General features: G+C 35.2%; 26 protein-coding genes and 1 pseudogene. 17 read left to right on the forward strand and 10 right to left on the reverse strand.

Going from position 1 to position 23,201, the window contains the following annotated elements:
* Positions 1-81 precede the first annotated feature (81 nt).
* The 12 genes from KDE13_RS00290 (at position 82) to KDE13_RS00345 (ending at position 10,446) form a co-directional block, all read left to right on the forward strand.
* On the forward strand, positions 82-1,806 hold the full coding sequence (locus KDE13_RS00290; RefSeq protein ID WP_212142557.1) for a M3 family oligoendopeptidase: 1,725 nt from the start codon (positions 82-84) through the stop codon (positions 1,804-1,806).
* Positions 1,797-2,261 carry a hypothetical protein gene (locus tag KDE13_RS00295; protein WP_212141834.1) on the forward strand — a complete coding sequence of 155 codons (465 nt, stop codon included), beginning with the start codon at positions 1,797-1,799 and terminating at the stop codon, positions 2,259-2,261. Before KDE13_RS00290 ends, KDE13_RS00295 begins: the two co-directional genes overlap by 10 nt.
* A gap of 61 nt (positions 2,262-2,322) precedes the next feature.
* Positions 2,323-4,392 carry an ATP-dependent helicase gene (locus KDE13_RS00300; protein WP_212140396.1) on the forward strand — a complete coding sequence of 690 codons (2,070 nt, stop codon included), beginning with the start codon at positions 2,323-2,325 and terminating at the stop codon, positions 4,390-4,392.
* Positions 4,389-5,210, forward strand: a complete 822-nt coding sequence (gene truB, locus KDE13_RS00305) for a tRNA pseudouridine(55) synthase TruB (RefSeq protein ID WP_212142558.1) — start codon at positions 4,389-4,391, stop codon at positions 5,208-5,210. Before KDE13_RS00300 ends, truB begins: the two co-directional genes overlap by 4 nt.
* Positions 5,204-5,434, forward strand: coding sequence for a carbon storage regulator CsrA (gene csrA / locus KDE13_RS00310; RefSeq protein WP_212140394.1), 231 nt, complete (start codon positions 5,204-5,206; stop codon positions 5,432-5,434). Before truB ends, csrA begins: the two co-directional genes overlap by 7 nt.
* Positions 5,431-6,177, forward strand: a complete 747-nt coding sequence (locus KDE13_RS00315) for a 4-(cytidine 5'-diphospho)-2-C-methyl-D-erythritol kinase (RefSeq protein WP_212141837.1) — start codon at positions 5,431-5,433, stop codon at positions 6,175-6,177. The genes csrA and KDE13_RS00315 overlap by 4 nt, the downstream gene beginning before the upstream one ends.
* Positions 6,178-6,180: 3 nt before the next feature.
* Positions 6,181-6,636 (forward strand): SsrA-binding protein SmpB, encoded by a 456-nt coding sequence (gene smpB, locus KDE13_RS00320; RefSeq protein ID WP_212142559.1) that lies wholly within the window; start codon positions 6,181-6,183, stop codon positions 6,634-6,636.
* Positions 6,637-6,649: 13 nt separating this feature from the next.
* Entirely contained in the window at positions 6,650-7,255 is a 606-nt protein-coding gene (locus KDE13_RS00325) for a redoxin family protein (RefSeq protein WP_212140391.1), read from the forward strand.
* A 112-nt stretch (positions 7,256-7,367) separates the two neighbouring features.
* Positions 7,368-7,802, forward strand: coding sequence for a flagellar basal body rod protein FlgB (gene flgB / locus KDE13_RS00330; protein WP_212141839.1), 435 nt, complete (start codon positions 7,368-7,370; stop codon positions 7,800-7,802).
* An 8-nt stretch (positions 7,803-7,810) separates the two neighbouring features.
* Positions 7,811-8,308, forward strand: a complete 498-nt coding sequence (gene flgC / locus KDE13_RS00335; protein ID WP_212141840.1) for a flagellar basal body rod protein FlgC — start codon at positions 7,811-7,813, stop codon at positions 8,306-8,308.
* 2 nt (positions 8,309-8,310) lie between these two features.
* Positions 8,311-8,607 carry a flagellar hook-basal body complex protein FliE gene (gene fliE, locus KDE13_RS00340; protein WP_212141841.1) on the forward strand — a complete coding sequence of 99 codons (297 nt, stop codon included), beginning with the start codon at positions 8,311-8,313 and terminating at the stop codon, positions 8,605-8,607.
* Positions 8,608-8,616: 9 nt separating this feature from the next.
* Complete coding sequence (locus KDE13_RS00345; RefSeq protein ID WP_212142560.1) at positions 8,617-10,446, forward strand: peptidoglycan D,D-transpeptidase FtsI family protein; 1,830 nt, start codon at positions 8,617-8,619, stop codon at positions 10,444-10,446.
* Here KDE13_RS00345 and KDE13_RS00350 read toward each other — a convergent pair.
* From KDE13_RS00350 to KDE13_RS00360, 3 genes are read right to left on the reverse strand one after another with little or no spacing between them, the layout of a single operon-like run.
* Positions 10,443-10,925 carry a response regulator gene (locus KDE13_RS00350; protein WP_212142561.1) on the reverse strand — a complete coding sequence of 161 codons (483 nt, stop codon included), beginning with the start codon at positions 10,923-10,925 and terminating at the stop codon, positions 10,443-10,445. The two genes, KDE13_RS00345 and KDE13_RS00350, sit on opposite strands and share 4 nt — an antisense overlap.
* Before the next feature lie 44 nt (positions 10,926-10,969).
* Complete coding sequence (gene hemH / locus KDE13_RS00355) at positions 10,970-11,902, reverse strand: ferrochelatase (protein ID WP_212142562.1); 933 nt, start codon at positions 11,900-11,902, stop codon at positions 10,970-10,972.
* Positions 11,899-12,771: a Gfo/Idh/MocA family oxidoreductase gene (locus KDE13_RS00360; RefSeq protein ID WP_212140385.1), complete on the reverse strand. Its 873-nt coding sequence runs from the start codon at positions 12,769-12,771 to the stop codon at positions 11,899-11,901. The genes hemH and KDE13_RS00360 overlap by 4 nt, the downstream gene beginning before the upstream one ends.
* 178 nt (positions 12,772-12,949) lie before the next feature.
* Here KDE13_RS00360 and alaS point away from each other — a divergent pair, with 178 nt between their 5' ends.
* From alaS to KDE13_RS00385, 5 genes and pseudogenes are all read left to right on the forward strand, one after another.
* A complete protein-coding gene (alaS, locus tag KDE13_RS00365) occupies positions 12,950-15,505 on the forward strand; it encodes an alanine--tRNA ligase (protein WP_212142563.1) in 2,556 nt (851 codons plus the stop codon).
* The gene (locus KDE13_RS00370; protein ID WP_212140383.1) at positions 15,505-16,002 is read left to right on the forward strand and encodes a 3-isopropylmalate dehydratase; all 498 of its coding nucleotides are present in this window, start codon (positions 15,505-15,507) and stop codon (positions 16,000-16,002) included. The genes alaS and KDE13_RS00370 overlap by 1 nt, the downstream gene beginning before the upstream one ends.
* Positions 16,002-16,547 (forward strand): septum formation inhibitor Maf, encoded by a 546-nt coding sequence (maf, locus tag KDE13_RS00375; protein WP_212141846.1) that lies wholly within the window; start codon positions 16,002-16,004, stop codon positions 16,545-16,547. The genes KDE13_RS00370 and maf overlap by 1 nt, the downstream gene beginning before the upstream one ends.
* Positions 16,544-18,472, forward strand: a complete 1,929-nt coding sequence (locus KDE13_RS00380) for a transglycosylase domain-containing protein (protein WP_212142564.1) — start codon at positions 16,544-16,546, stop codon at positions 18,470-18,472. Before maf ends, KDE13_RS00380 begins: the two co-directional genes overlap by 4 nt.
* Positions 18,473-18,842: 370 nt before the next feature.
* Positions 18,843-19,160 (forward strand): annotated as a pseudogene (locus tag KDE13_RS00385) (methyl-accepting chemotaxis protein); the annotation flags it as partial.
* Between the two features lie 72 nt (positions 19,161-19,232).
* Here KDE13_RS00385 and KDE13_RS00390 read toward each other — a convergent pair.
* The 7 genes from KDE13_RS00390 to ffh all read right to left on the reverse strand — a co-directional run bounded on the left by KDE13_RS00390 (position 19,233) and on the right by ffh (position 23,179).
* A complete protein-coding gene (locus KDE13_RS00390; protein ID WP_212140379.1) occupies positions 19,233-19,565 on the reverse strand; it encodes a cupin domain-containing protein in 333 nt (110 codons plus the stop codon).
* A gap of 147 nt (positions 19,566-19,712) precedes the next feature.
* On the reverse strand, positions 19,713-20,069 hold the full coding sequence (gene rplS, locus KDE13_RS00395; RefSeq protein ID WP_212140378.1) for a 50S ribosomal protein L19: 357 nt from the start codon (positions 20,067-20,069) through the stop codon (positions 19,713-19,715).
* Positions 20,069-20,770 carry a tRNA (guanosine(37)-N1)-methyltransferase TrmD gene (gene trmD, locus KDE13_RS00400; RefSeq protein ID WP_212142565.1) on the reverse strand — a complete coding sequence of 234 codons (702 nt, stop codon included), beginning with the start codon at positions 20,768-20,770 and terminating at the stop codon, positions 20,069-20,071. Before trmD ends, rplS begins: the two co-directional genes overlap by 1 nt.
* Positions 20,767-21,291: a ribosome maturation factor RimM gene (gene rimM / locus KDE13_RS00405; protein WP_212142566.1), complete on the reverse strand. Its 525-nt coding sequence runs from the start codon at positions 21,289-21,291 to the stop codon at positions 20,767-20,769. Before rimM ends, trmD begins: the two co-directional genes overlap by 4 nt.
* The gene (locus KDE13_RS00410; RefSeq protein ID WP_212141850.1) at positions 21,291-21,533 is read right to left on the reverse strand and encodes a KH domain-containing protein; all 243 of its coding nucleotides are present in this window, start codon (positions 21,531-21,533) and stop codon (positions 21,291-21,293) included. Before KDE13_RS00410 ends, rimM begins: the two co-directional genes overlap by 1 nt.
* 3 nt (positions 21,534-21,536) lie before the next feature.
* The gene (gene rpsP / locus KDE13_RS00415) at positions 21,537-21,767 is read right to left on the reverse strand and encodes a 30S ribosomal protein S16 (RefSeq protein ID WP_212140374.1); all 231 of its coding nucleotides are present in this window, start codon (positions 21,765-21,767) and stop codon (positions 21,537-21,539) included.
* A gap of 71 nt (positions 21,768-21,838) precedes the next feature.
* Positions 21,839-23,179: a signal recognition particle protein gene (gene ffh, locus KDE13_RS00420; protein WP_212142567.1), complete on the reverse strand. Its 1,341-nt coding sequence runs from the start codon at positions 23,177-23,179 to the stop codon at positions 21,839-21,841.
* Between the last annotated feature and the right edge of the window lie 22 nt (positions 23,180-23,201).

Consider the following 23,201-nt stretch of genomic DNA (forward strand, 5'->3'; position numbering starts at 1 on the left):
CAGACCTTTTAATCTAATTTTATTTTTTTCAAACCAAATTTGTGTAAAATACTAAAAATAAAATTTTAGGATTTATACATTATGAGTAGTTGGGACTTAACTGCACTTTTTAAAAACGAACAAGAGCTAGAAAATACAGCAGATTCACTGCAAAATAGGTGTAAAGAATTTAGAAAATCATACGAAGGTCGTTTTATAAATTTAAATAAAGATGAGTTTTTAAAATGCCTAGATAAGTATGAAACGCTTGTTGCTGCCATCTCAAAGGTCGGTACTTATGCGTTTTTAGTATTTGCCAAAGACACCACCAAAGGAGCATTTTACGCTAAATTTGAAGAAATATGCACAAAAGCACAACAAGATCTACTATTTTTTGAGATAAAATTTAACGAACTAGACGAAAAAATACAAAATGAGCTTATAAAAGCCTCAAAAACACACGGCTATTACCTATCAAATTTAAAAGCACACAAGCCACATCAGCTAAGTCTAAAAGAGGAAGAGGTGCTTTTACGCAAAAGCAACACAGGTGCGAGTGCCTTTGCAAGGCTGTTTGATGAGAGTATGAGTGCAATGAGATTTAAATTTATGGGGGAAATTCTAAGTGAGGAAGAAATTTTAAGCAAACTTCACAGTTGTGACAGGACTGTGCGAAAAAATGCCGCAAAGTCACTAAGTCGCGAACTAGCAAAGCACCAACACTTGCTAGGCTACATATATAATATGATAAAAACAGACCTTGCCACAGAATGTGAGCTACGACATTTTGATAATCCGGAAGCACCACGCCATCTGGATAATCAAATAACACAAAAAAGCGTAGATGCTCTCATAAAAGCGAGTGAGAGTAGCTTTGAGATAGTTCATAAATTTTATGAGAAAAAGCGTGAAATTTTAGGCCTTGCAAGGCTATATGACTACGATAGATACGCCCCACTTGAAAGCAAAAGTACTAAATTTAACTTTGCAAAATGCCGAGAGATAGTCTTAGATGCTTTTAATAAATTTAGCCCAGAATTTGGCAAAATAGCACGTGAAGCCTTTGAAAATGGTTGGATAGATGCATATCCAAGCAAGGGTAAAAGAGGCGGTGCGTTTAGCCATTCAGGCTCAAGCGATTCTCACCCATATATCTTGCTAAATCACACCGACGAACGTCGCGATCTTTTCACACTTGCTCACGAGTTAGGGCATGCCATACATCAAAAACTAAGCTACAGCGTTAGTTATCTAAACTCAGATACACCGCTAACTACTGCAGAAACTGCATCAGTTTTTTGCGAGATGCTCGTCTTCGACCACGTTAAAAACGGCTTAAAACCAAAAGAGCGTCAAGCATTATTAGCTTCAAAGATAGAAGATATTTTTGCAACGCTTTATCGTCAGATAAACTTTACTACCTTTGAACGCACGATTCACGCACACAAAGGCGAAATCTCACTTGATGATATAAATAAAGTATGGCTAAAAGAGAGCAAAAATATGTTTGGTAAAAGTGTGAAACTAAACGATTATTACGCAATTTGGTGGAGCTATATACCACACTTCATACACACGCCATTTTATTGCTACGCCTACTCATACGCTCAGCTTTTAGTTTTAGCACTTTTTGGACTTTATAAGAGCGAGAAATGCGAAAATTTTGTGCAAATTTATACTGAATTTTTAAGTGCTGGTGGTAGCCGTAGCCCAAAAGAGCTTGTAGGTATGTTTGGATTTGACATAGATGATGAGAGCTTTTGGCAGATAGGATTGGGCGAAGTTTCAAAACTAGTTAGCGAATTTAAGGAGATAAAATGCAATTAGATAATGTTTTAGAAAATCTTTTAGATAACCAAGATTTCGGACTTTTAATGAAGATGCACGTTTATGAATGCATTGATTTTTTGCTACAAAATGGTATAAATTTTTCAGTTATGTCTAATCTTCCGCTAGTTAAATTTGAACCTGAACTACCGCCAGAGATAACATCAAACTTTACTATGCCCGTGATTTTATTTACATTAGCTGGGTATACCTTTGAAAGCGTGAAACTGTCGCAAGAGAGTCTTAGCTTTGAAGCTGGTTTTGGTGCGAATAACTACGGTTCTGTTGTATCTATGCCACTCGGTGCGATAGTGCAAATTTTAATAGAAGATAGTCCAATACTCGTAAATTTTGCTATACACAAGTCAAAGCCGACACAAAAAAGTGAGGCACAAAAGTCAATGTCTGTCTTTATGTCAAATCCTAAAAATAGGGAACTTTTTAACAAAAAATAAATTTATACGGCTACTTTTAAGCATTTTTGGCTATAATTTAAATAAAAATTTAAAGCTAATTATGAAAGATCTACTTAAAAATTTAAACGACGCACAACGCGAAGCTGCTACGCATATCGACGGAGCGATGTTAATACTAGCAGGTGCTGGAAGTGGCAAGACAAAAACGATAACAACACGCCTAGCCTATCTCATAAGTGAAGTCGGTATCGATCCGGCAAATACTCTGACGCTTACATTTACAAACAAGGCGGCAAATGAAATGAGAAGTCGTGCATTAGCGATGCTACAAAATGCAGACAAGAGCTTCACGCCGTTGCTTTGCACGTTTCATAAATTTGGTCTACTATTTTTGAAATTTTACATTGATAAGCTCGGTCGTAAAAATAACTTTATAATCATCGATACTGACGATAAAAAACGTATTTTAAAGAGTTTTGAAAGTCCCCTACCTACATCGATACTAGCAAATGAAATATCAAACTATAAAAACTCACTTTTAAGCGTTGAAGAGATACATAAAAACGCTACACTCTTAGGAGATGATCGTGGCAAAGATGGCTTTTATCAAAAAGTCGCCGCTGTGTATGAAAAATACGAAGAATATCTACGTACAAACAACCTTGTTGATTTTGATGATCTGCTCGCACTTACGTATAAAATTTTAGATAAAAACGATGATCTAGCTCGTGAAATTTCAAATCGCTACAAATACATAATGGTAGATGAATATCAAGATACAAACGATCTTCAGTATAAGCTACTTCGAAAACTATGTCTAACGCACGAAAATATCTGCGTTGTTGGCGATGACGATCAAAGTATTTATGGTTGGCGTGGTGCAAAAATTGATAATATATTAAATTTTAAAGATCAGTTCAAAGATACAAAAATAATCCGCCTAGAACAAAACTACCGCTCAACAGAGGCAATATTAAAAGCAGCAAATGAGCTTATAGATCACAACCGAAATCGTCTTGGTAAAAAGCTAGTTAGTATCAAAGGTAGTGGCGATAGCGTGATGTTAATAGAGAGTTTTGATGAGAGCATAGAGGCTGGTAAAATCGCAAAAAGTATCAAAGAATTACTAAATAAGGGAGTCTTAGCACCTGATATAGCGATACTTTATCGCGTAAATGCTCTATCTCGCTCACTTGAAGATGGTCTAAATAAAGAGCATATACCTTATAAAATGGTAGGTGGTGTCAAATTTTATGAACGTACTGAGATAAAAGATATCATAAGCTACCTGCGTCTAGTAATAAATCAAAACGATGACTTCTCGCTAAAACGCATCATCAACCGCCCAAAACGTGGGCTTGGAAAGGTTAGCCTTGATAAATTAGAAAAAATGGCGTATGACGGCAAGATATCTATGTTTGATGCGATTTTAGCTATTGATGAAAATGACGAGGCGTTTAGTAAAAAAATCAAAGCTGCTCTTTTTGAATTTACAGACATCTTAAAAGAGCTTAGCAGAGCAGATGGTTTATATGAGCTTATCGATAAGCTTGAAAGTAAATTTGGTATCAAAAAATACTACGAAAGTCTCCCAGATGGTGGCGATCGTGCGGCAAATATTGATGAGTTTTACGCTATGCTAAAAGATCAAATCAAACAAAATCCGAGCTTTGAGCTAGAAGAATTTTTAAATGAGCTAGCTCTTACTAGTGAGCAAGACAATATAAGTGGCGAAGCTATCAGCATAATGAGCGTTCATGCGAGTAAAGGGCTTGAGTTTGAATACCTTTTTGTCATCGGTCTTGAAGAGGGATTTTTCCCACTTATCGGTGATGGAAGCGATATCGAAGAGGAAAGACGCTTGGCATATGTAGCTATCACACGAGCTAAAAAGGCTCTAACACTAAGCTTCGCAAACTCACGCTTTTACAAAGGACAACGCACAAAGCTAAACAAGAGTAGATTTTTAAGCGAAAGTGGCGTCACAGAAGGCTCACTAGTTATCGAAAAAAGCGATGAGTATAAAAAGGGTGATTTAGTAAAGCATAAAATTTTTGGTATTGGTCGTGTAACAGCTGTCAGCAAGATAAAAAAAGAGTTTAAGCTCACTATAAATTTTGCAGGTAACGTGCGAGAGATAATGTCAAGCTTCGTTGAAAAAGCCGTATGAACGCCATTTTTGTCGCTAATAAACCATCAGGGCTTAGCTCAAATCAGTTTTTAAGTAGACTAAAGCGAAAATATGGCGAAAATAAGGCCGGATATTCCGGCACACTTGATCCATTTGCTAGTGGTTGTTTAATAGTCGCATTTGGTAGCTATACTAAATTTTTTCAGTTTTTAGAAAAATCACCTAAAATTTATGAAGCAACAATGTGGCTAGGGGCAAAAAGCGAAAGTGGTGATAATGAAAATATAAGCAAAGTAACCTTACTAAAGCCCTTTGCAAACGAGAGCTTGGAGATAGTACGCAAAAGCTTACTTGGTATTGTAAGCTACACACCACCTAAATTTAGTGCTAAAAATATTGATGGCATAAGAGCGTATAAACTCGCACGAAATGGCTATGAATTTGAGCTAAAAACGCAAACTATGCAGGTGTTTAGTTGTGATATTACAAACTATTGTCATCCATTTTTAAGCTTTCGTATTAGTGTGAGCGAGGGCGGATATATACGTTCATACGCTAAACTTTTTGCACAAAAACTTGGGGTAGACGCAACGCTTAGTGCATTAAAAAGAGTAAGCGAAGGTGAATTTAAATTTGAAAACGAGAGATTTTTAGGAATTGACGAGGTATTAAAATTACCTGAAAATGAGTATTTGGGCGATATCAGCGACATAATGGACGGAAAAAAAATAGATACAACGAAGCTAAAAAACGATAAAAATGGTATATATTTACTAAAATATGATAAATTTATAACCATTATAAAAATAGAAAATAAGATGGTTAGCTACTGTCTAAATAAGGTTGAAAAATGTTAATCCTTTCAAGAAAAGAAAATGAAGAAATTTTATTAGGTGACGATATTAAAATAATAGTTGTCGGTATATCTAAAAGTGGTGTAAAACTTGGCATAGAGGCACCCAAAAATACAATGATACTTCGTAGTGAGCTTGCTTATGGTATCAAAAAAGAAAATACTCAAGCAAGCAAAGATATATCAAATGAAACTTTAGAAGAGTTAGCAAAAAAAATACAAAAATGAAAAGTTTTGGCAAGATAAATATTTTCTTAAAAGTTGTCGGCACACATGGTAATTATCACGAGATATTATCGAGATTTGTGCGATACGATGAGATATTTGATGAGATAAAATTTGAAAAATCAGATAAATTTAGCATAGAAAGTAATGTAAATATAGAAAACAATATCATTTTAAAAGCAGTTAATGAGCTTAAAAACGCTGGTTTCGCAAATGAACTTGATGAGTTTTTTAAAACGCATAAGATAGTGGTTGAAAAAAATATCCCTATGGGAGCTGGACTTGGCGGTGGTAGTTCAAATGCTGCGACATTTTTACTAATCGCAAATGATGAGTTAAATTTAAATCTAAGTCGTGAGCGTTTAAGCCAAATCGGTGCTAATATCGGTGCTGATGTGGCATTTTTTGTAAGTGGTTTTAGGGCAGCAAATGTCAGTGGTATCGGTGAAATAGTGCGTGAGTTTGATGACGATATACCGAGCTTAGAGCTTTTTACGCCTGACGTTTTTTGCTCAACACCTACAGTCTATAAAAAATTTAGAGATAATTTTATACAAAATATCGATCTAAACTTGGCAAATAAATTTATAAATTTAAGCTCGATAGAGCTTTTAAAAAACTATAAAAACAGTGAATTAAACGACCTTTATAAACCTTGCATCGCTCTGTATCCAGAGCTTAAAATTTATAAAGATAAATTTTTAAGTGGCAGCGGTAGCTCAATGTTTAGTATTAAAAATGGATAAAAAATGATAAAAGAGTTAGCCAAAAATAAAAAAGCACTTCATGATTTTAGCATACTTGAAACTTACGAGGCTGGAATCGTACTAAAAGGTAGCGAGGTTAAAGCACTACGTGCTGGGCGTGCAAATTTAAAAGATAGCTTCGTGCGGATAATACGAAGTGAGATTTTTTTATTAAATGCACACATAAGTCATTTAAATACTACAAATTCGCACTTTCGCCCTGATGAGCGGGCAGCCAGAAAACTACTAATGCATAGAAAACAAATCGATAAACTGTTTGGTAGCGTTACGCAAGATGGATTAACAATGGTTGCCCTTTCACTGTATTTAAGCGATAAAAATATCGTCAAGGCACGAATCGCACTAGCGAAAGGTAAAAATTTACATGATAAGCGTGAAACACTCAAAAAACGCGAAGCAGACCTTGAAGCACGTGCTGCAATGAAAAAATTTATATAAAATAAGGAAAAATATGAAAAAAATTTTAACTTTTATAGTTGCAAGTTTAGTGGTATTTTTACTAGGTTGCAGTAAAGAAGAGCAACCTGTAACACAAAATTTCAAGGAATTCACGCAAGGTGAAGAGATTATACTAAAAGGTGTCGCACAAGGTGAAATAACTCTAGTTCGAAAAAATGATGGTTTTGTGATAAAAGGCGATGAAGGTAAAGTTATAATGATCGATATATTTGGCACTTTCTGTCCGCCTTGCCAAAAAGAGGCTCCCGAGATAATGCACTATCAGATAGAAAATATAGACAAATTTAAGATAATTGGACTAACACACTTTGAAAATGTAACCAATGAATATGTTCAAAAAGAGTTTGTCCAAAAATACAACGCTTATTATTTTATCACAAACGATCAAAAGATAAACAATCGCTTAGTAGAGCAAATAGTGCGAGATATAGACTATAAACACGAGATTGCACTGCCATTTAAAGTTGTGATAAAAGATGGGAAATATCAAATTTTAACTGATATCGATAGTGGAAAATTTGGCGTTCATTACTATCTTGGTGGGATAAAAATGAATAGTATGAAACAAGATTTAGAGAGAATTTACACTACAAATTAAATTTGTATTATTTTTGGAATAGTTTTTGCTTATTAAAACTTGAAGTCAGCTAGAATTTTAATACAAAATTGTATTTTAGTTGCTAAGAGATAAATTTATAAAAAGGTTTAAAATGTTTGTTTTACAAAGTTCAAAGTCTCGCCCATTAGTTGAAGCTGCGATGGCAGGACGAGAACTACGACAAAAACTCATCGCTGGCAATATCTCAAACATAGACACGCCATTTTATAAAGCAAGAGATATAAATTTTGAAGACACTTTAAGAGAAAAAGCCAATGAAATTTATAACAAATCAAGTGCAAAAACACTAAAACTAGCCCAAACAGACGATCAGCATATACCAATGCTTGACTTTCCACAAAGCGATAAAGCACAGATATTTTTACGCGATGGGCATATGGCTAGAAATGACGCAAACACAGTAGATTTAGATATCGAAACAACAGAACTTAGTAAAAATAGCATAATGTTAAGTGCCCTTGATAGTGCCTATAAAGCTAACGGAACGATATTTAAAAACGTTATAGATGCAAGTGGAAAAATTTAGGAGTAAATATGTCGTATCTTAATGATTTTGATATAAGTGGATATGGACTAAGTGCACAGCGTTTTAGGATGAATGTCATCAGCTCAAACATAGCAAATGCCCAGACTACACGCACGGCAGAAGGTGGCCCGTACAGAAGACAAGAGGTTATATTTAAAGCGGTTGATTTTAATAAAATTTTAAACGAAGAGCTTAAAAACTCAGATAGTTTGTTAAGATATGAAAATCCAATTAACGATCCAGATGCTCCTAAAAACGCACATCCATCGCTTATGAGTGTAATTGTAGATAAAGTCGTCAGAGATGACAAGGATTTTCAGCTTAAATATGATCCAAGCCATCCAGATGCAAATGCAAATGGCTATGTAGCGTTTCCAAATATCAATCCAGTAATAGAAATGAGCGATCTAGTCGAAGCCACAAGAGCATATCAGGCAAATGTCGCAGCATTTCAAAGTGCAAAAACTATCGCTCAAAGTGCGATACAACTTATATCAGGATCATAAAAATGTTAAGCCAATTAGATAAAATAAATAATATATCAAATCTACAAAATAATAAAAAAATTAGTCCAACACAAAATAGTGATGACTTTGCAAGCGTGCTAAACAACTCACTAAAAGAGCTAAATGAAGTGCAAGTAAATGCCGATAAAGCTATCGCTGATCTAGCTACTGGAGAAGTTAAAGATTTGCATCAAGCAGCCCTTGCTATCGGCAAAGCAGATGTTAGTATGAAGCTAATGCTTGAAATTCGCAATAAAGCACTAAGTGCATACAAAGAGATCTCAAGAACTCAAATTTAATAAAGTTTTATGAACTCCAAAAAATCAAAAATAACTATACTTTTTATATTTATAACGCTTGGCATACTTCTGTTTGTTAGCGTTATATTTTATCGTGCAACTATAGAAAGACGTCTACCACGCCTACAAACTAGTGAAATAAACACTGCTTTGCGTGGCAATATTATCACAAAAGACGGATTTAGCGTCTCTTCGAGTCAAAAACTATATAAAGTAATGGTAGATACACGCAATATCGATCCAAATAAAAAAGATATGTTTATAAAGCTGTATTCTCTTTATAGTGGTGATGATCCAGCAAAGGTCAGAAAGATCATAAACTCCACAAAGGGACAAGTAACACTATCTTATAAGATCGACGCAAAAGGTGCTGTCTATCTGCAAGAACTCGCTAGAAAGCTAAACCGCAAAAGCATACTCATCTCATATCAAGATCCAAAAACCGGTCTAGCATCATTTCAAGGTATGAGTATCGTTGAGAGTGGTGAAAGCAGGGGTTATATGACTCAAAAAGCACTTACTCCAGCACTAGGATATGTCAAAAAAGTCGAAAAAAACGGAATAACAAAGACAACCGGTGTAAAAGGTGTCGAAAAATTTTATGAAGATTTTTTAGCCCCTATTCAAGATGCTAAAATTTTAGGACCACGTGACATCGGTAGCAATATCATACTAACAAGCGATTCAAATTTAGCAAATCGCATCGACGGCTACAATGCTGTATTATCGATACCGCTTAAATTTCAGACAAAAATAGAGCAAATGTTAGATGAAAGAAAAGAATTTTTAAATACAGACGAGATAGTTATCTGTATAATGGATAGCAAAACGGGCAAAATTTTATCGCTTGCTTCTAGTTCAAGATATGATCCATCAAATATTAAAAAGCAAGATTATAGTGCATTAAACTCAACAGCAACAGAATACGCCTATGAAATAGGCTCTGTATTTAAACCATTTATATTCGCTCTACTTCTTGAAGAGAAAAAAGTCAATCCACTAGAGATAGTAAATACTTACAACGGACGCTATCAACTAGGCAAAAGGATCATCAAAGACTCTCATCCAGAGCCATCTATGAGTGCCGAAGATATCATAACATACAGTTCAAACATAGGTATGATACAGCTTGCTCAACGATTAGATGGAACACAAATTTATAAAGGACTTTTAGGATTTGGATTCTCACGTAAAAGCGGTATAGATATGCCTTATGAGCAAGTAGGTATGCTCCCAACGGTCAATAAATTAAACTCATCAACATACAAAGCAACTGTTAGCTACGGATATGGATTACAAGCGACTTTTATGCAACTTTTAAAAGCATACAATGCGTTTAACAACAAAGGCATTGAAGTCATACCACACATTGTGGATTACTTAGAAAAAAATGGTAAAAAATTTGAAATCCCGCGAACAGAGCCACAACAAATCATCTCCCAAGAGACTGCAAAAGTAATGAAACGTATCTTAATAAAGGTCGTAGAAAAGGGGACTGGGCAAAAAACCTACACACCAGGGCTTGAGATCGGCGGTAAGACTGGCACCGCACATATCGCATCGGGCAAAGGTGGATATAGCAATAATTATAATGGCTCATTTTTTGGCTTTGTAAACGACACAAAAGGCAATAGCTACACTATAGGAGTTTTAGCCCGTAACCCTAAAAAGCCATATTATTACTTTGGTGCTCAAAGTGCGTTGCCTACATTTAAAAAAGCAGTGGATATCATGATTGAAGATGGCTATCTCGTACCAGACGCACAGATAATAGCCGACCTAGAAGCTAAAAAAGACAAACAAAAAAATAAAAAAAACGAAAAGCAGATCTTGGATTAATAATTTCTACCAAATTCTGCCAATATAGAGCCTAGATTGACGTTTGAGCTTGATGTTCTGGCTAGTTTTTGCTGTTTTTCAAGCAACGAGTTGTTAGATAGTGAACTTTGAAGCTCTTTTCTATAATCAGCCACAAGTTTTTCTAAAATTTTACTCAACTCAGTACGTTCATCTGTGCTCTTGCTAGGATCATTAAGCCCTAAAAGTTCAGTAAGCTCTTCTTTTTTCTGCTCTATTTTCTCATCTATTTTATCTAAATTTAGCTGACTTAGATAGCCATAAGCACCGAGTTCGCTTAACTTTTGCTTAAACTCTTCTACATCAGACGTACCAGAACTACTAGCTACCGCCTTATCAAGCGAGAGATTTAGTATATGTTCAAAGCTATCGCTTCGCTCTTTTGCCTTGTCTGCCTTAGTGGTTTTGGAACTACCAGCTTCCAATAGATAATCAACAATAGTCTTATTCTCTACTTGCATATATATCCTTTCTAAGATTTTATATATACAAGTACAAGCAATTTTTATTCCATTATATACTCAAGAATAAATTTAGCAAATTCATCACTATCATTAGGACAATAGACGACATCATAAAATTTAAATCCAAGCCATTTGGTTATACGCCTGTACTCAATACTTAACTCAAATACCGTCTCGGAGTTATCGATACAAAATGATAGCGGATATATGAGTGCTTTTTTACTTTCACAATCTTTTAGCACATCATTTAAGGATGGTTTTAGCCATTTCATAGGTCCAAGTCTTGACTGATATGCTAGTTTTATACTCTTAAATTTAGCTCCATTTTGCTCTAAAATTTTAGATATTCTACCCACGTGATCGTTTATGTGTTTTTCGTAAATATCGCCATTATCAATAATCTTTTGTGGTAAAGAGTGAGCTGAAAATACAAGATCTATATCTTTTAAATTTAACCCTTTTGCTTTTGCTAATATATTTTTTACGATTAGCTCATTGTATCTTGGTTCGTTATAAAATGGCTTAATAATTTTAACATTACTTTTTAACCCAAGCTCTTTAAATGCTACATTAAAGCTATTTAAGCTCGATGTTATTGTAGTAATAGAGTGGTGTGGATATAGTGGTAATACTATAATCTCATCAAAATTTATATATTTTTTAAGCACATCTTTTGTATATGGTGGCGTGTAGTTCATCGCATAATCAACCGCGTATCTGTCGCTAAAACTTAAAATTTTATCGCATAATGCTTGAGTTATATCACATATAGGAGATTTTCCACCGATATGTGCATAGTTACCCTGTGCTATTTTTAGTCGCTTTTTTGTTATCATAAAGGCTACAAATTTACGTAAAAATTTATTTTTTATACCCAAGATACAGGGGTCGTTAAACATATTTTTGAGAAAAATTTCAACTTCACTCATCTCCCTTGGGCCACCCATATTTAAAAGAAGCAAAAGCCTTTTCACGCAAACAACTCCTTTATTTTTATCGCATCATCAAGCGTCGAAAGCTCAGCACTATCGCCACTAATACAAAGATCAAAAAATGCATCGTATTGTGCCTTTATCTCGTTTTGATCAGTGTCTATCTTAAAATTTATCTGTCCGTTTTCATTTAGTTGATACAAACGATAATTTATAAGATCGCCAAAATATATTCCATTTTTTGCTGCAACTCTTATACTAAATCGACGAAATTGACTTGATAAGGAGTTTGTGATATTGACTAAAATTTGACTTTTTGACTTAAAATTTATTATCGAGTTATCAGATGAACGTGCATTTGTTCTATTTGTCTGCATACACGAAAAGTCGGCTATTTCGCTATTTATGATAGTTTTTGCAAGGTCGATATTACTAAGACTTATTTCATCTGTGATATTTGCATCAGGTTTTAGTAACATTTCAGAGATATTTATGCTATAAATTTCACTCTCTCTTAGCAATGCTTTTTGAAGTGACTTTATTACTGGATTAAACCGCTCTTTCATACCACTACAAACTCTAGTCTTATTTGTTATGGCTATATATTTCATCTCTTTTAACATACCTATATCTTTAAATATTGGATTTGCGATCAAGATATTTTGGCAGTATTTCGCACTCTGGATAAATGCCTCACTTAGCTCATTTGCCGATATACAAAGCACGATCGCTTGGGGTTGGGCAGTCTCTATAAAATTTTTAAAATCAGTGAAGCACTCTGCACGACAAAACTCATCGCAGCCATCTTTGTCAAAAACACCACAGATCTCAAAGACACTCGAACGTCGCAACTCACTATAATGCCTTTTACCGATGTCGTTAAAGCCAACTATGCCGATTTTAAGTTTCATCAAAGCCCTTTAAATTTTCTTCATTTTATTATTATACTTTTTAAGAGCTAAAACTGAGCTTTTTAATATAAACAAACGTAACTAAACTGCGTTTTATTAAAATTAACTATATTTTATAAACTTTCAAACGTTTTTTAGGTAAAATCTAGCAAAATTTAAATTTTTATTAGGATAATGTATGCAAAATTTAGACGTTAGACAAGCTTATTTAGACTTTTTTAAGAGTAAGGGTCACGAGGTAATCGCCTCTGCACCGCTAGTGCCAAACGATGCGACACTACTATTTACAAATGCCGGCATGGTGCCATTTAAGAGTATTTTTACAGGTGAGGTGCCACGCCCTACTCCACCTATTCGCACGAGCTGTCAGACCTGCATACGAGCTGGCGGTAAACACAACGACCTTGATAATGTCGGCTATACCGCACGTCATCACACATTTTTTGAGATGCTTGGTAACTTTAGCTTTGGCGAATACTTTAAAAAAGACGCAATTGCTTATGCGTGGGAGTTTGTAACTCAGGTGTTAAAACTACCTAAAGATCGCCTTTATGTAACGACTCACGAGAGTGACGACGAAGCCTATACACTTTGGCAAGAGCATATAAGCAAGGAGCGAATTTATAAATTTGGTGATAAGGATAACTTTTGGCAGATGGGTGATACTGGACCTTGTGGACCTTGTAGTGAAATTTTTTACGACCAAGGAGCGGAGTATTTTAATACAGACGAGGACTATATGGGTGGCGATGGCGACCGCTTTTTAGAGATTTGGAACTTAGTATTTATGCAATTTGAGCGAGATGCAAACGGTAAACTCACACCGCTACCAAAACCTAGCATTGACACTGGTATGGGGCTAGAGCGAGTTACGGCGATAATGCAAGGTAAATTTAGCAACTATGATAGCGATCTTTTTATGCCACTTATTAACGAAGTAGCAGGGCTTTGTGGTAAACCTTACGAGTATGAAAGTGGTGCTAGTTATAGAGTGATTAGTGATCACATCCGCTCGGTTACATTTTTGCTAGCACAAGGTATGACTTTTGATAAAGAGGGTCGCGGATATGTGCTTCGTAGAATTTTACGTCGAGCCGTTCGTCACGGATACTTTTTAGGCATAAAAGAGCCATTTATGTATAAACTAGTAGATAAACTCTGTGAGATAATGGGCGGACACTACACATATCTAAACGAGAAAAAAGATGTGGTTAAAGAGCAGATAAAGCTAGAAGAGGAGCGATTTTTAAGCACTATAGCAAGTGGGCTTGAGCTGTTTAATGCTGAACTTAAAAATTTAAAAGATGGCGTGTTTAGTGGAGAGGCAGCGTTTAAACTACATGACACCTACGGCTTTCCGCTTGATCTAACGCAAGATATGCTAAGAGATCGTGGTATACGTGTAGATGAAGCTAAATTTGATGAGCTAATGAATGAGCAAAAAGCAAACGCAAAAGCTGCATGGAAAGGTAGTGGCGACAAGATCGCAAAGGGTGACTTCAAGCAACTTTTAGATGAATTTGGCGAGAATAATTTTATAGGCTATGATACGCTTAATGCAAATTCTAAAATTTTAGCCTTGCTTGATGAAAATTACCAAAAAGTTTCAAATTTAAAAACAAATGAGTGTGGTTGGGTAATGTTAGATCATACGCCATTTTACGCTCAAAGTGGAGGACAGTGCGGTGATAGCGGTGAGCTTGTAAATAAGGCATATGTATTTGATACACAGAAATTTCATGGACTAAATTTATCTTATATAAAGACGAGTACGGATTTAAGTATAGGTGATGAGGTAAAAGCAGTCGTTAGCAATGAGCGTAGTGAGATTGCTCGTCATCATAGTGCAACACACCTACTTCACTCTGCACTTCGCAAAATTTTAGGCACTCATGTGGCACAAGCTGGTTCAAGCGTAGAGGCAACAAAACTAAGATTTGACTTCTCACATCCAAAGGCACTCACTAGCGATGAGTTAGATAAAATTGAGCAATTTGTCAATCAAGCCATAGCAAACGGTGCAGAAGCAAAGACTGAGATAATGGATATAGACGCTGCTAAAAATAGCGGTGCGATTGCACTATTTGGCGAGAAATATGAAGATAAAGTACGTGTACTAAGCTTTGGCAATGTCAGCAAAGAGCTTTGTGGCGGAACGCACGTAAAAAATATAAATGAAATAGGTGCATTTTTCATCACAAAAGAGAGTGGCGTAAGTGCAGGAATTAGACGCATAGAGGCAGTTTGCTCTAGTGCAGCACTAAATTTAGCACAGAGTTTTAGAAGCGAGATAAGTCAGATAAGAAACGAACTAAAAGGTGCAGAACCGATAGTCGCCATCAAAAAGCTAAAAGATGAGATAAGAGATCTAAAAGAACAGCTAAAACATATCGGTGACTCCCACGCTATCGTATTTACAAAGATAAACGAGATAAAACTTGCAGTTGCTATTATAGAAAATGGCGATATAAAGACGATGATAGATAACGCTAAAAATGCAGAAGAGCGTGTAGCTATACTGCTTATGCAAGTTAAGGATGATAAAATACTCATTGCAGCTGGTGTAAAAAATGCAAATATAAAAGCTGGTGAGTGGGTCAAGCTAACGGCTAATATCTTAGGCGGAAATGGCGGTGGTAGAGACGACTTTGCAACTGCTGGTGGTAAAAATTTACTACTTTTAAATGAGGCCTCAGAAAAAGCATTTGAATTTGCCAAGGAAAAACTAATCTAATGCAAAAATACGATATCGCATTTGCTCACCTTGACCAGATAATGCCATTTTTAAACATATCTTCAGCTGGTATGTTTATAGGTATGCAAGCTGGACTCATAATAGTTTGCAGATATTTTATGAGAGATAAATTTGATGATGAGTTTAAATATATAACAACACTAAATTTAATCAAACGTTTTAGTATATTTTTGGTTATTTTTTTAATCACTATTGCAACAACAAGTATCTTAACGGACGAAAGTGATAAACTAATAAAAATTGCAAACCCAATGGCAAATGCGATACTCACGACAAAATGGACACTTGAAACACTGCTTGCGATAAATATGACATATATATATTTTCAGTATAAAAAAGCTCTAAATGCATTGAGAAATAGAGAATTTATAGAACTAGATGAAATTTTAGTAGTCATTACCTATTATCTCGTTCCTTTTAACATAATAGTGTCACTCACAGCGGTATATTTAGGTATATCTTATAAGGATTTTTGATGATCATTTTAGCATCCAGCTCACCTACAAGAGCCAAAATTTTATCTGAAAACGGCATAGAATTTCAACAAATTTCATTTAACTTTGACGAAAGTGGCATATCAAAAACATATCCACCAAATATCTATGTCCAAATGGTAATCAAAGCGAAAAAAGAGCAATTTTTAAAAATATATCCAAATTTAAAAAACGTCCTTATCGCAGATAGCTGTGTCTCCTGCAATGATAAAATTTTAGGCAAAGCAAAAGACGAATGCCACGCACGCCAGATGTTAAAGCTTCAAAGTAATAATTTTGCTAGTGTATTTAGTGCATTCGTATTTATGGGTGAAAAATTTGAAGTAATAAATGTGAGCCAAACGCAGTATAAATTTGATAATTTTAGTGATGACGAGATCGATAAATACATAAAAAGTGGCGAGTATATAGGCAAGGCTGGTGCGATGATGGTTGAGGGCTTTAATAAAAATCATATAATCAAACAAATAGGCAATACAAACAATGCTCGTGGGCTAAATATCGAGCTTTTAAAGGCATTTTTATGAGATATATCTTGACACTTTTTACTCTAATTGCACTGGCTGGAGCTGGTGCATTTTTATATATTTATTCGTTAGTACGATTTGAAGCATATAGCATAATAGACTACAAGCCAAAACTTGCAACGCAAATTTTTGATAGAAACAATGAGCTTATAGCAAATGTTTTTGATGAAAACCGCGTTTATGTCCGATATGACGATATACCAGCACGTATAATAGAAGCACTTGTAGCTATTGAAGATACAAGCTATTTTGAGCATGGCGGAGTAAATTTTGAAGCAATTATGAGGGCTATCATAAAGGATATAAAAGCTGGCAAACTGGTAGAAGGTGCATCTACGCTAACTCAGCAACTCGTTAAAAACCTTGTCCTAACACGCGAGAAAAAATTTACTCGTAAAGCAAAAGAATTTGTCTTAGCCATGAAAATAGAGAGTGAGCTAAGCAAAGAGCAGATCATAGAAAGATACCTAAACCACGTATATTTTGGGCACGGATACTATGGTATCAAAACAGCTGCTGATGGATATTTTAGAAAAGAGTTAAAAGAGCTAAGTATAAAAGAGATCGCTATACTTGTTGGACTTCCAAAAGCCCCAAGCACCTATGACCCTACAAAGCACCTTGACTTATCGCTCGGACGTGCAAATCGTGTTTTAGAGCGTATGTATAGCATTGGTTGGATAAATGAAGATGAATACCGAAAAGGAATCATTGAAGAGCCTGTAGTATTTGATGATACACTCACTAAAAATAGAGCTCCTTATGCTGTAGATGAGATCATAAAACAGGCAAGTCAAAAATTTGATGATATAAAAACAGGTGGCTACCGCATACAAAGCACTATCGATCTAGGCGTGCAGCAAATGGCACGTGAGGCACTCATTTTTGGTTACAATGAAATTTTAAAACGTGATAAAAAAGCAAATATAAATGTCTTAAATGGTGCTATCGTCGTTACTCAACCGCAAACTGGATATGTTTTGGCACTAGTTGGTGGTGTAGATTATACTAAGAGCAATTACAATCGTGCAACACAAAGTCAACGCCAATCGGGCTCAAGCTTTAAACCATTTATCTATCAAATAGCCCTAAATCGTGGCTATTCAGTTATCTCTGAAGTGCCAGATATCGCACGGATATTTGATATGGGAAATGGCAAAGAGTGGGCCCCTAAAAATTATAGTGGTGGTTTTCAAGGATACATAACTCTAAAATCTGCTCTCACACAATCACGCAACCTTGCAACTGTAAATTTATTAAGCGATCTTGGGCTTAGCTCGGTTCATAAAGAGCTTGTTGATATGGGTTTTACTGATATACCTTTAAATTTATCGATCGCACTTGGGAGTGCTGGTATATCCCCACTTGAATTTTCTAAATTTTACTCAATGTTTCCAAACGAAGGCGAGATCGTTGAGCCGACACTTATTAGATATGTAGTGGATAAATTTGGTCGCTCTATAGAATTTGAAAGCGAAAGAAGGCAGGTCATAAAGCCAGAGCAAGCATATCTTATGATTGATCTTCTTCAAAATGTTGTCAATAATGGTACTGGACGCAACGCGAAAATTTCAGGTATACAAATCGCTGGTAAAACTGGCACTACAAATAACAATATAGATGCGTGGTTTTGTGGTTTTTCTCCTGATGTAGAAGCGATAATCTGGTATGGAAATGACGATAACAGCCCTATGAAAAAAGTTGAGGGAGGTGGCAGGACAGCAGCTCCTGTGTTTAAGCGATTTTTGGAAAATTATATGAAACAATACCCAACTTCACGAAAAGCATTTGAACAACCAGATGGTGTATATAAAGGTAATTACAATGGCTCTATCGAACTTTATACTAATGACTCACCACTACCGCAAACAGTACCTAGAAATGAGATAATTCAACAACAAGAAAATGACGGTTTGATGTTTTAAATATCAAACCAAATAGTCTATCATTCATCTCGCAGATCTTTTATTTTTCTATGGTTTGCATTCTAAATGTATATCAAGACAAAAGAATTGATAATAGATATATTAAAAAATTTAAATCTTATGGCAGGTGAAACCACAAGAAAATAATTTAAAAAATTATAAAATTAAATAGCATCTGATTTGAATAAGATGTTTGTAAACTTACAGATAATGAATCCGTTTTATGATATTGAATTTTCAAAAGGAAAACTTCATAATTTTTAGAATTAACAAAAGATAAATATAACTACTCGTGATTTGTTTAAAAATACCACTTATAACATAAGCTAACATTTATTAAACTTTGCAATAATGATAAAACTTACTATGAGAAGCAGCAAGAGCAGGAGAGCATGGTAGAGGCTTTGCAGTTGTTGCTGATGAAGTTAGAAAACTAGCAGAGAGAACTCAAAAATCACTAGGTGAGATAGAGGCTAATACAAATGTCTTAGCTCAATCAATAAATGAGATGAGTGAATCAATAAGAGAACAAAGTGAAGCTATCAATATGATAAATCAAGGTGTAGCACAAGTTGATCACTTGACTAAACAAAATGTAGAGATAGCCAATCAAACAAACAAAATAACATCTGAAGTAGATGAGATGGCTAAGGCTATAACTGCTGACGTTAGAAAGAAGAAATTTTAACTTTCAATCAAATTTAAGAGCTATAAGGCTCTTGCTTGATTAAATATTTTAAATTTAATCAAGCAAAATTACCTACTTTTTAAGTACTCTAAAAACACGACTAACATCATCATTTCTACTTAGACTAAGTCTTATTATGCTATCTTCGAGTGCTAGTATCGAGTGTGGAATATTTGCATCAAGTGTAACCATATCTAGCTCATCAAGTATGGTCTTGTCATCTTTAAGTGCGAATTCTATCTTGCCTTTTAATACTTGCACTATTATCGCACCAGGTGCTTGATGTTCTTTCATCTCGGCACCTTTTTGTATATTTATACATATCTCTTTATCGCCGTCCATCTCGTGTAACTTTGTCGCTGTTACGCCACTAAAGCTCTCATTTTTCCATACTATCTTTTGCATAGTTTATCCTTTATAATAAATTTTATAGGAGCATTATAGTCTGATTTTAAACTATATTCATTGACAAAGGTTAAGATAAGTAATTTAAATTTGAAAAAGTAAAAAAACGGGGGGGGGGGTGAATAGCACCACCCCATAAATTTAGTATTATTTTCTAAGTTCTCGGATCTTAGCAGCTTTGCCACGTAGATTACGTAGGTAAAATAATTTAGCACGTCTAACACGTCCTTTTCTAAGAACCACAATCTCTTCTATGCTCTCGCTATATATAGGAAAAATTCTCTCCACACCAATGCTATTTGCACCGATCTTTCTTATAATGAAAGTCTCGCCAACACCACTACCACGTCTAGCTATGCAGATACCTTCAAAATTTTGAACCCTAGTTTTATCGCCCTCTTGGATACGTATCGCTACACGCAAAGTATCTCCCGCACGAAAATCAGGCACAGACTTACTTGCAATTTGAGCATTTTCAAACGCTTCAATATACTTATTTCTCATTATAATTCCTTAATTTTTGGCTTGAATTTTTTGTATAAATCAGGGCGAAAGAACCTTGTTTTATAGAGTGCCATATTATTTTTTAAAGAAGCGATTTTAGCGTGATTTCCCTTTAAAAACTCTGAAACAGCAAAATTTTCTTTAAAATTATATGGTTTTGCAAAAGATGGTGCTTCTAGTAAATCATTCTCAAAGCTCTCAACAAGCAAACTTTTATTATTACCAAGAACACCAGCTACATTTCGCGATATAGCGTCCGCTAAGCACAATGCACCAAGTTCACCACCTGTCAAAATAAAATCACCTATACAAAAAATCTCGTCTGCCCACATCTCTATCACACGCTCATCAATGCCCTCATATCTACCACAAACAAAGCATATATGATCCTTTTTTGCAAGACGCTTTGCATCATTTTGATTAAATTTTTTAGCACTTGGCGTGAGAAATATAATGTGCGAGCTTGGATTATCGATTTTAAATTTGGATAAGGCACTATCAAGCGGTTGCGTCTGCATCAGTAGTCCAGCCCCACCACCTATCATATACTCATCAACCTTATTGTGCTTATTGGTTGTGTAATCACGTGGATTTATAAAGTCTAAATTTATTAACTTTTTGTCAACTGCACGAGCAAGTATGGAATCATTAAAATATGGCTTAACCAAATTCTGAAAAAGCGTAACAAAGGTAAATTTCATAAACTTTCAAGCAGTGTTTTTGAATTTTTTGTAAGGATTGTTTTATTTTGCAAATCTACATTTGCAATAAAGTTATCAAGATAAGGTATATAAAAGCTCTTTGCAAGGCCTAGTTTTACTAACCTTTCATCAGTTTTAATATATAGCAAATTATCTTTTGTGGCGTCAAAAATATCTTCAACAACACCTAGCTTTTCGCCATCTTCTAAAACATCTAACCCTATAATGTCAAAATAAAAGAATTCATCTTTTTTAAGTTTGCAAGTTTTACGAGTCTGCTCTTTTGTAGTATAGATCATCATATTTGTCAGAGTTTTGGCACTCTCAACACTCTCATATCCCAAAAACAAAGCCAATCCTCGCGAACTGTCATAAAATTTTATGACAAGCTCTCTGCCATCTTTAGTAAAAAATTTTGTGTTTGCCTTAAACTGCTCGGGAAAGTCACTTCTATTATGAAGTTTGACATACCCTTGCAGCCCAACGCTTTTACCTATTATTGCAACTTCAACGAGATCCATTATTCGTAGGCTTTTACCGTCACTCGGTAGCTTGTAGCATCTTTTGCTTTGCAACCTATTATCACAGTTTTTATCGCGTTTATCATCTTGCCGTCTTTTCCGATAAGCTTACCAGTATCTACTTTATCCGCAGTTATGATGATCTCGGCAAAATTTTCACCAAGTTCAACTCGCTCTATCTTTATCTTTTCGGGATAATCAGCTATGAGCTTAGTATATTCGTATAAAAAATCTTCAACCATTTCTTATTTGCTTGTTATTTTTGCAACTCTGTCGCTAAGTTTTGCACCAACGCTCTTCCAATAAGCAAGTTTCTCAGCATCAAATTTGATAACTTCAGGCTCAACCATAGGATTGTAATAGCCTATGCTCTCTATCCAGCCACTATCACGTCTTTTTCTGCTATCTGTTACAACTATACGATAAAATGGTCTTTTCTTACGTCCCATTCTAGTTAGTCTTACTACTGTTGCCATATCTTTTCTCCTTTTAAATTTTTAAATAAGGCTTAAATTTAAACACCGCTGTGAATAAATTTAAGCCTTATTTAACGTGGGATATTGTTATTTGCTTGGGCTAACATACTTGCTAAGCCCTTTGCACCGCCCTTGCCTGAAAATTTCTTTGCCATTTTTGAAGCGTTTTCAAACTGCTTTAAAAAGCGATTTACTTGCATCTGACTTAGTCCAGAACCAGCAGCTAAACGCCTTTTACGTGAGTTGTTTAAGAGCTCTGGATTTTCACGCTCTTTTTGTGTCATTGAGTTTATCATTGCCTTGATATGCAAAATCTCTTTTGAGTTATCAAGATCTATATCTTTTATATGATTTGCCACGTTTGAAAGCCCAGGTATCATACCAATAATAGACTTCATACTACCTAGTTTTTTTACACTCTCCATCTGCTCAATGAAGTCGTTAAAGTTAAATTGACCCTTTTTTATCTTTTGGTTTAAGCGTTTTGCCTCTTTTTCATCTATTATCGCACTTGTCTTTTCAACAAGTGTGGCAAGGTCACCCTCACCCATTATACGGCTAACTATACGATCAGGTATAAAGCTCTCAATATCAGCTACCTTTTCACCATTACCGACAAACCTAAGTGGTATACCAAGCTGCTTTGCAATACTTATAGCAACGCCGCCCTTTGAATCTGAGTCAAATTTAGATAGTATTACGCCACTGATATTTAATACTTCATTAAACGAAGCAGCTGACTTAACACCATCTTGTCCACTCATAGCGTCAGCAACATAAAATATCTCATGTGGATTTATCATCTCTTTAATCTGCTTTATTTGACTCATCAAAGCTTCATCTACCGCCAAACGTCCTGCAGTATCTATCAAAAGCACATCATAAAGACCACTTTTTGCCTTTACTAAAGCCTCACGAGCGACTTTTATCGGATCACTCTCATCTTGTATATAAAATAGATCTATTTCATTTACATCACAAAGCTGACGAAGCTGTTCAACCGCTGCTAAACGTTGTAGATCACACGCTGCAATTAAAACCTTTTTCTTGCGAAGTTTTAAATAATTTGCAAGTTTTACAGTCGTTGTTGTCTTGCCAGAGCCTTGCAAGCCGGCCATCAATACAATAGTCGGTGCAATCGATGCAAAAACAAAGCCTTGATTGCCAGGAGCGGTTAAAATCTGCGTTAAATTTGACTTTATAGCATCTAAAAACTGCTTTTGTCCGATACTGCTTTGTTTTAAATCACTCTCAATCGCAACCAATAAATCCTTAGTAACTTTATGATGAACATCAGCTTTAAGTAGTGACTTTTTTAGCACCTCCAAAGCGTTTTTTAGGGCTTTCTCGTCATCAACAAAACGTACTTTGCTAAGGGCTAGCCTAAAAGATTCGCTGATTTGCTCAAACACATTTTACCTTTCTAAGTTATCA

It is taken from the genome of Campylobacter anatolicus (genome assembly GCF_018145655.1).
Lineage (GTDB): Bacteria > Campylobacterota > Campylobacteria > Campylobacterales > Campylobacteraceae > Campylobacter_A > Campylobacter_A anatolicus.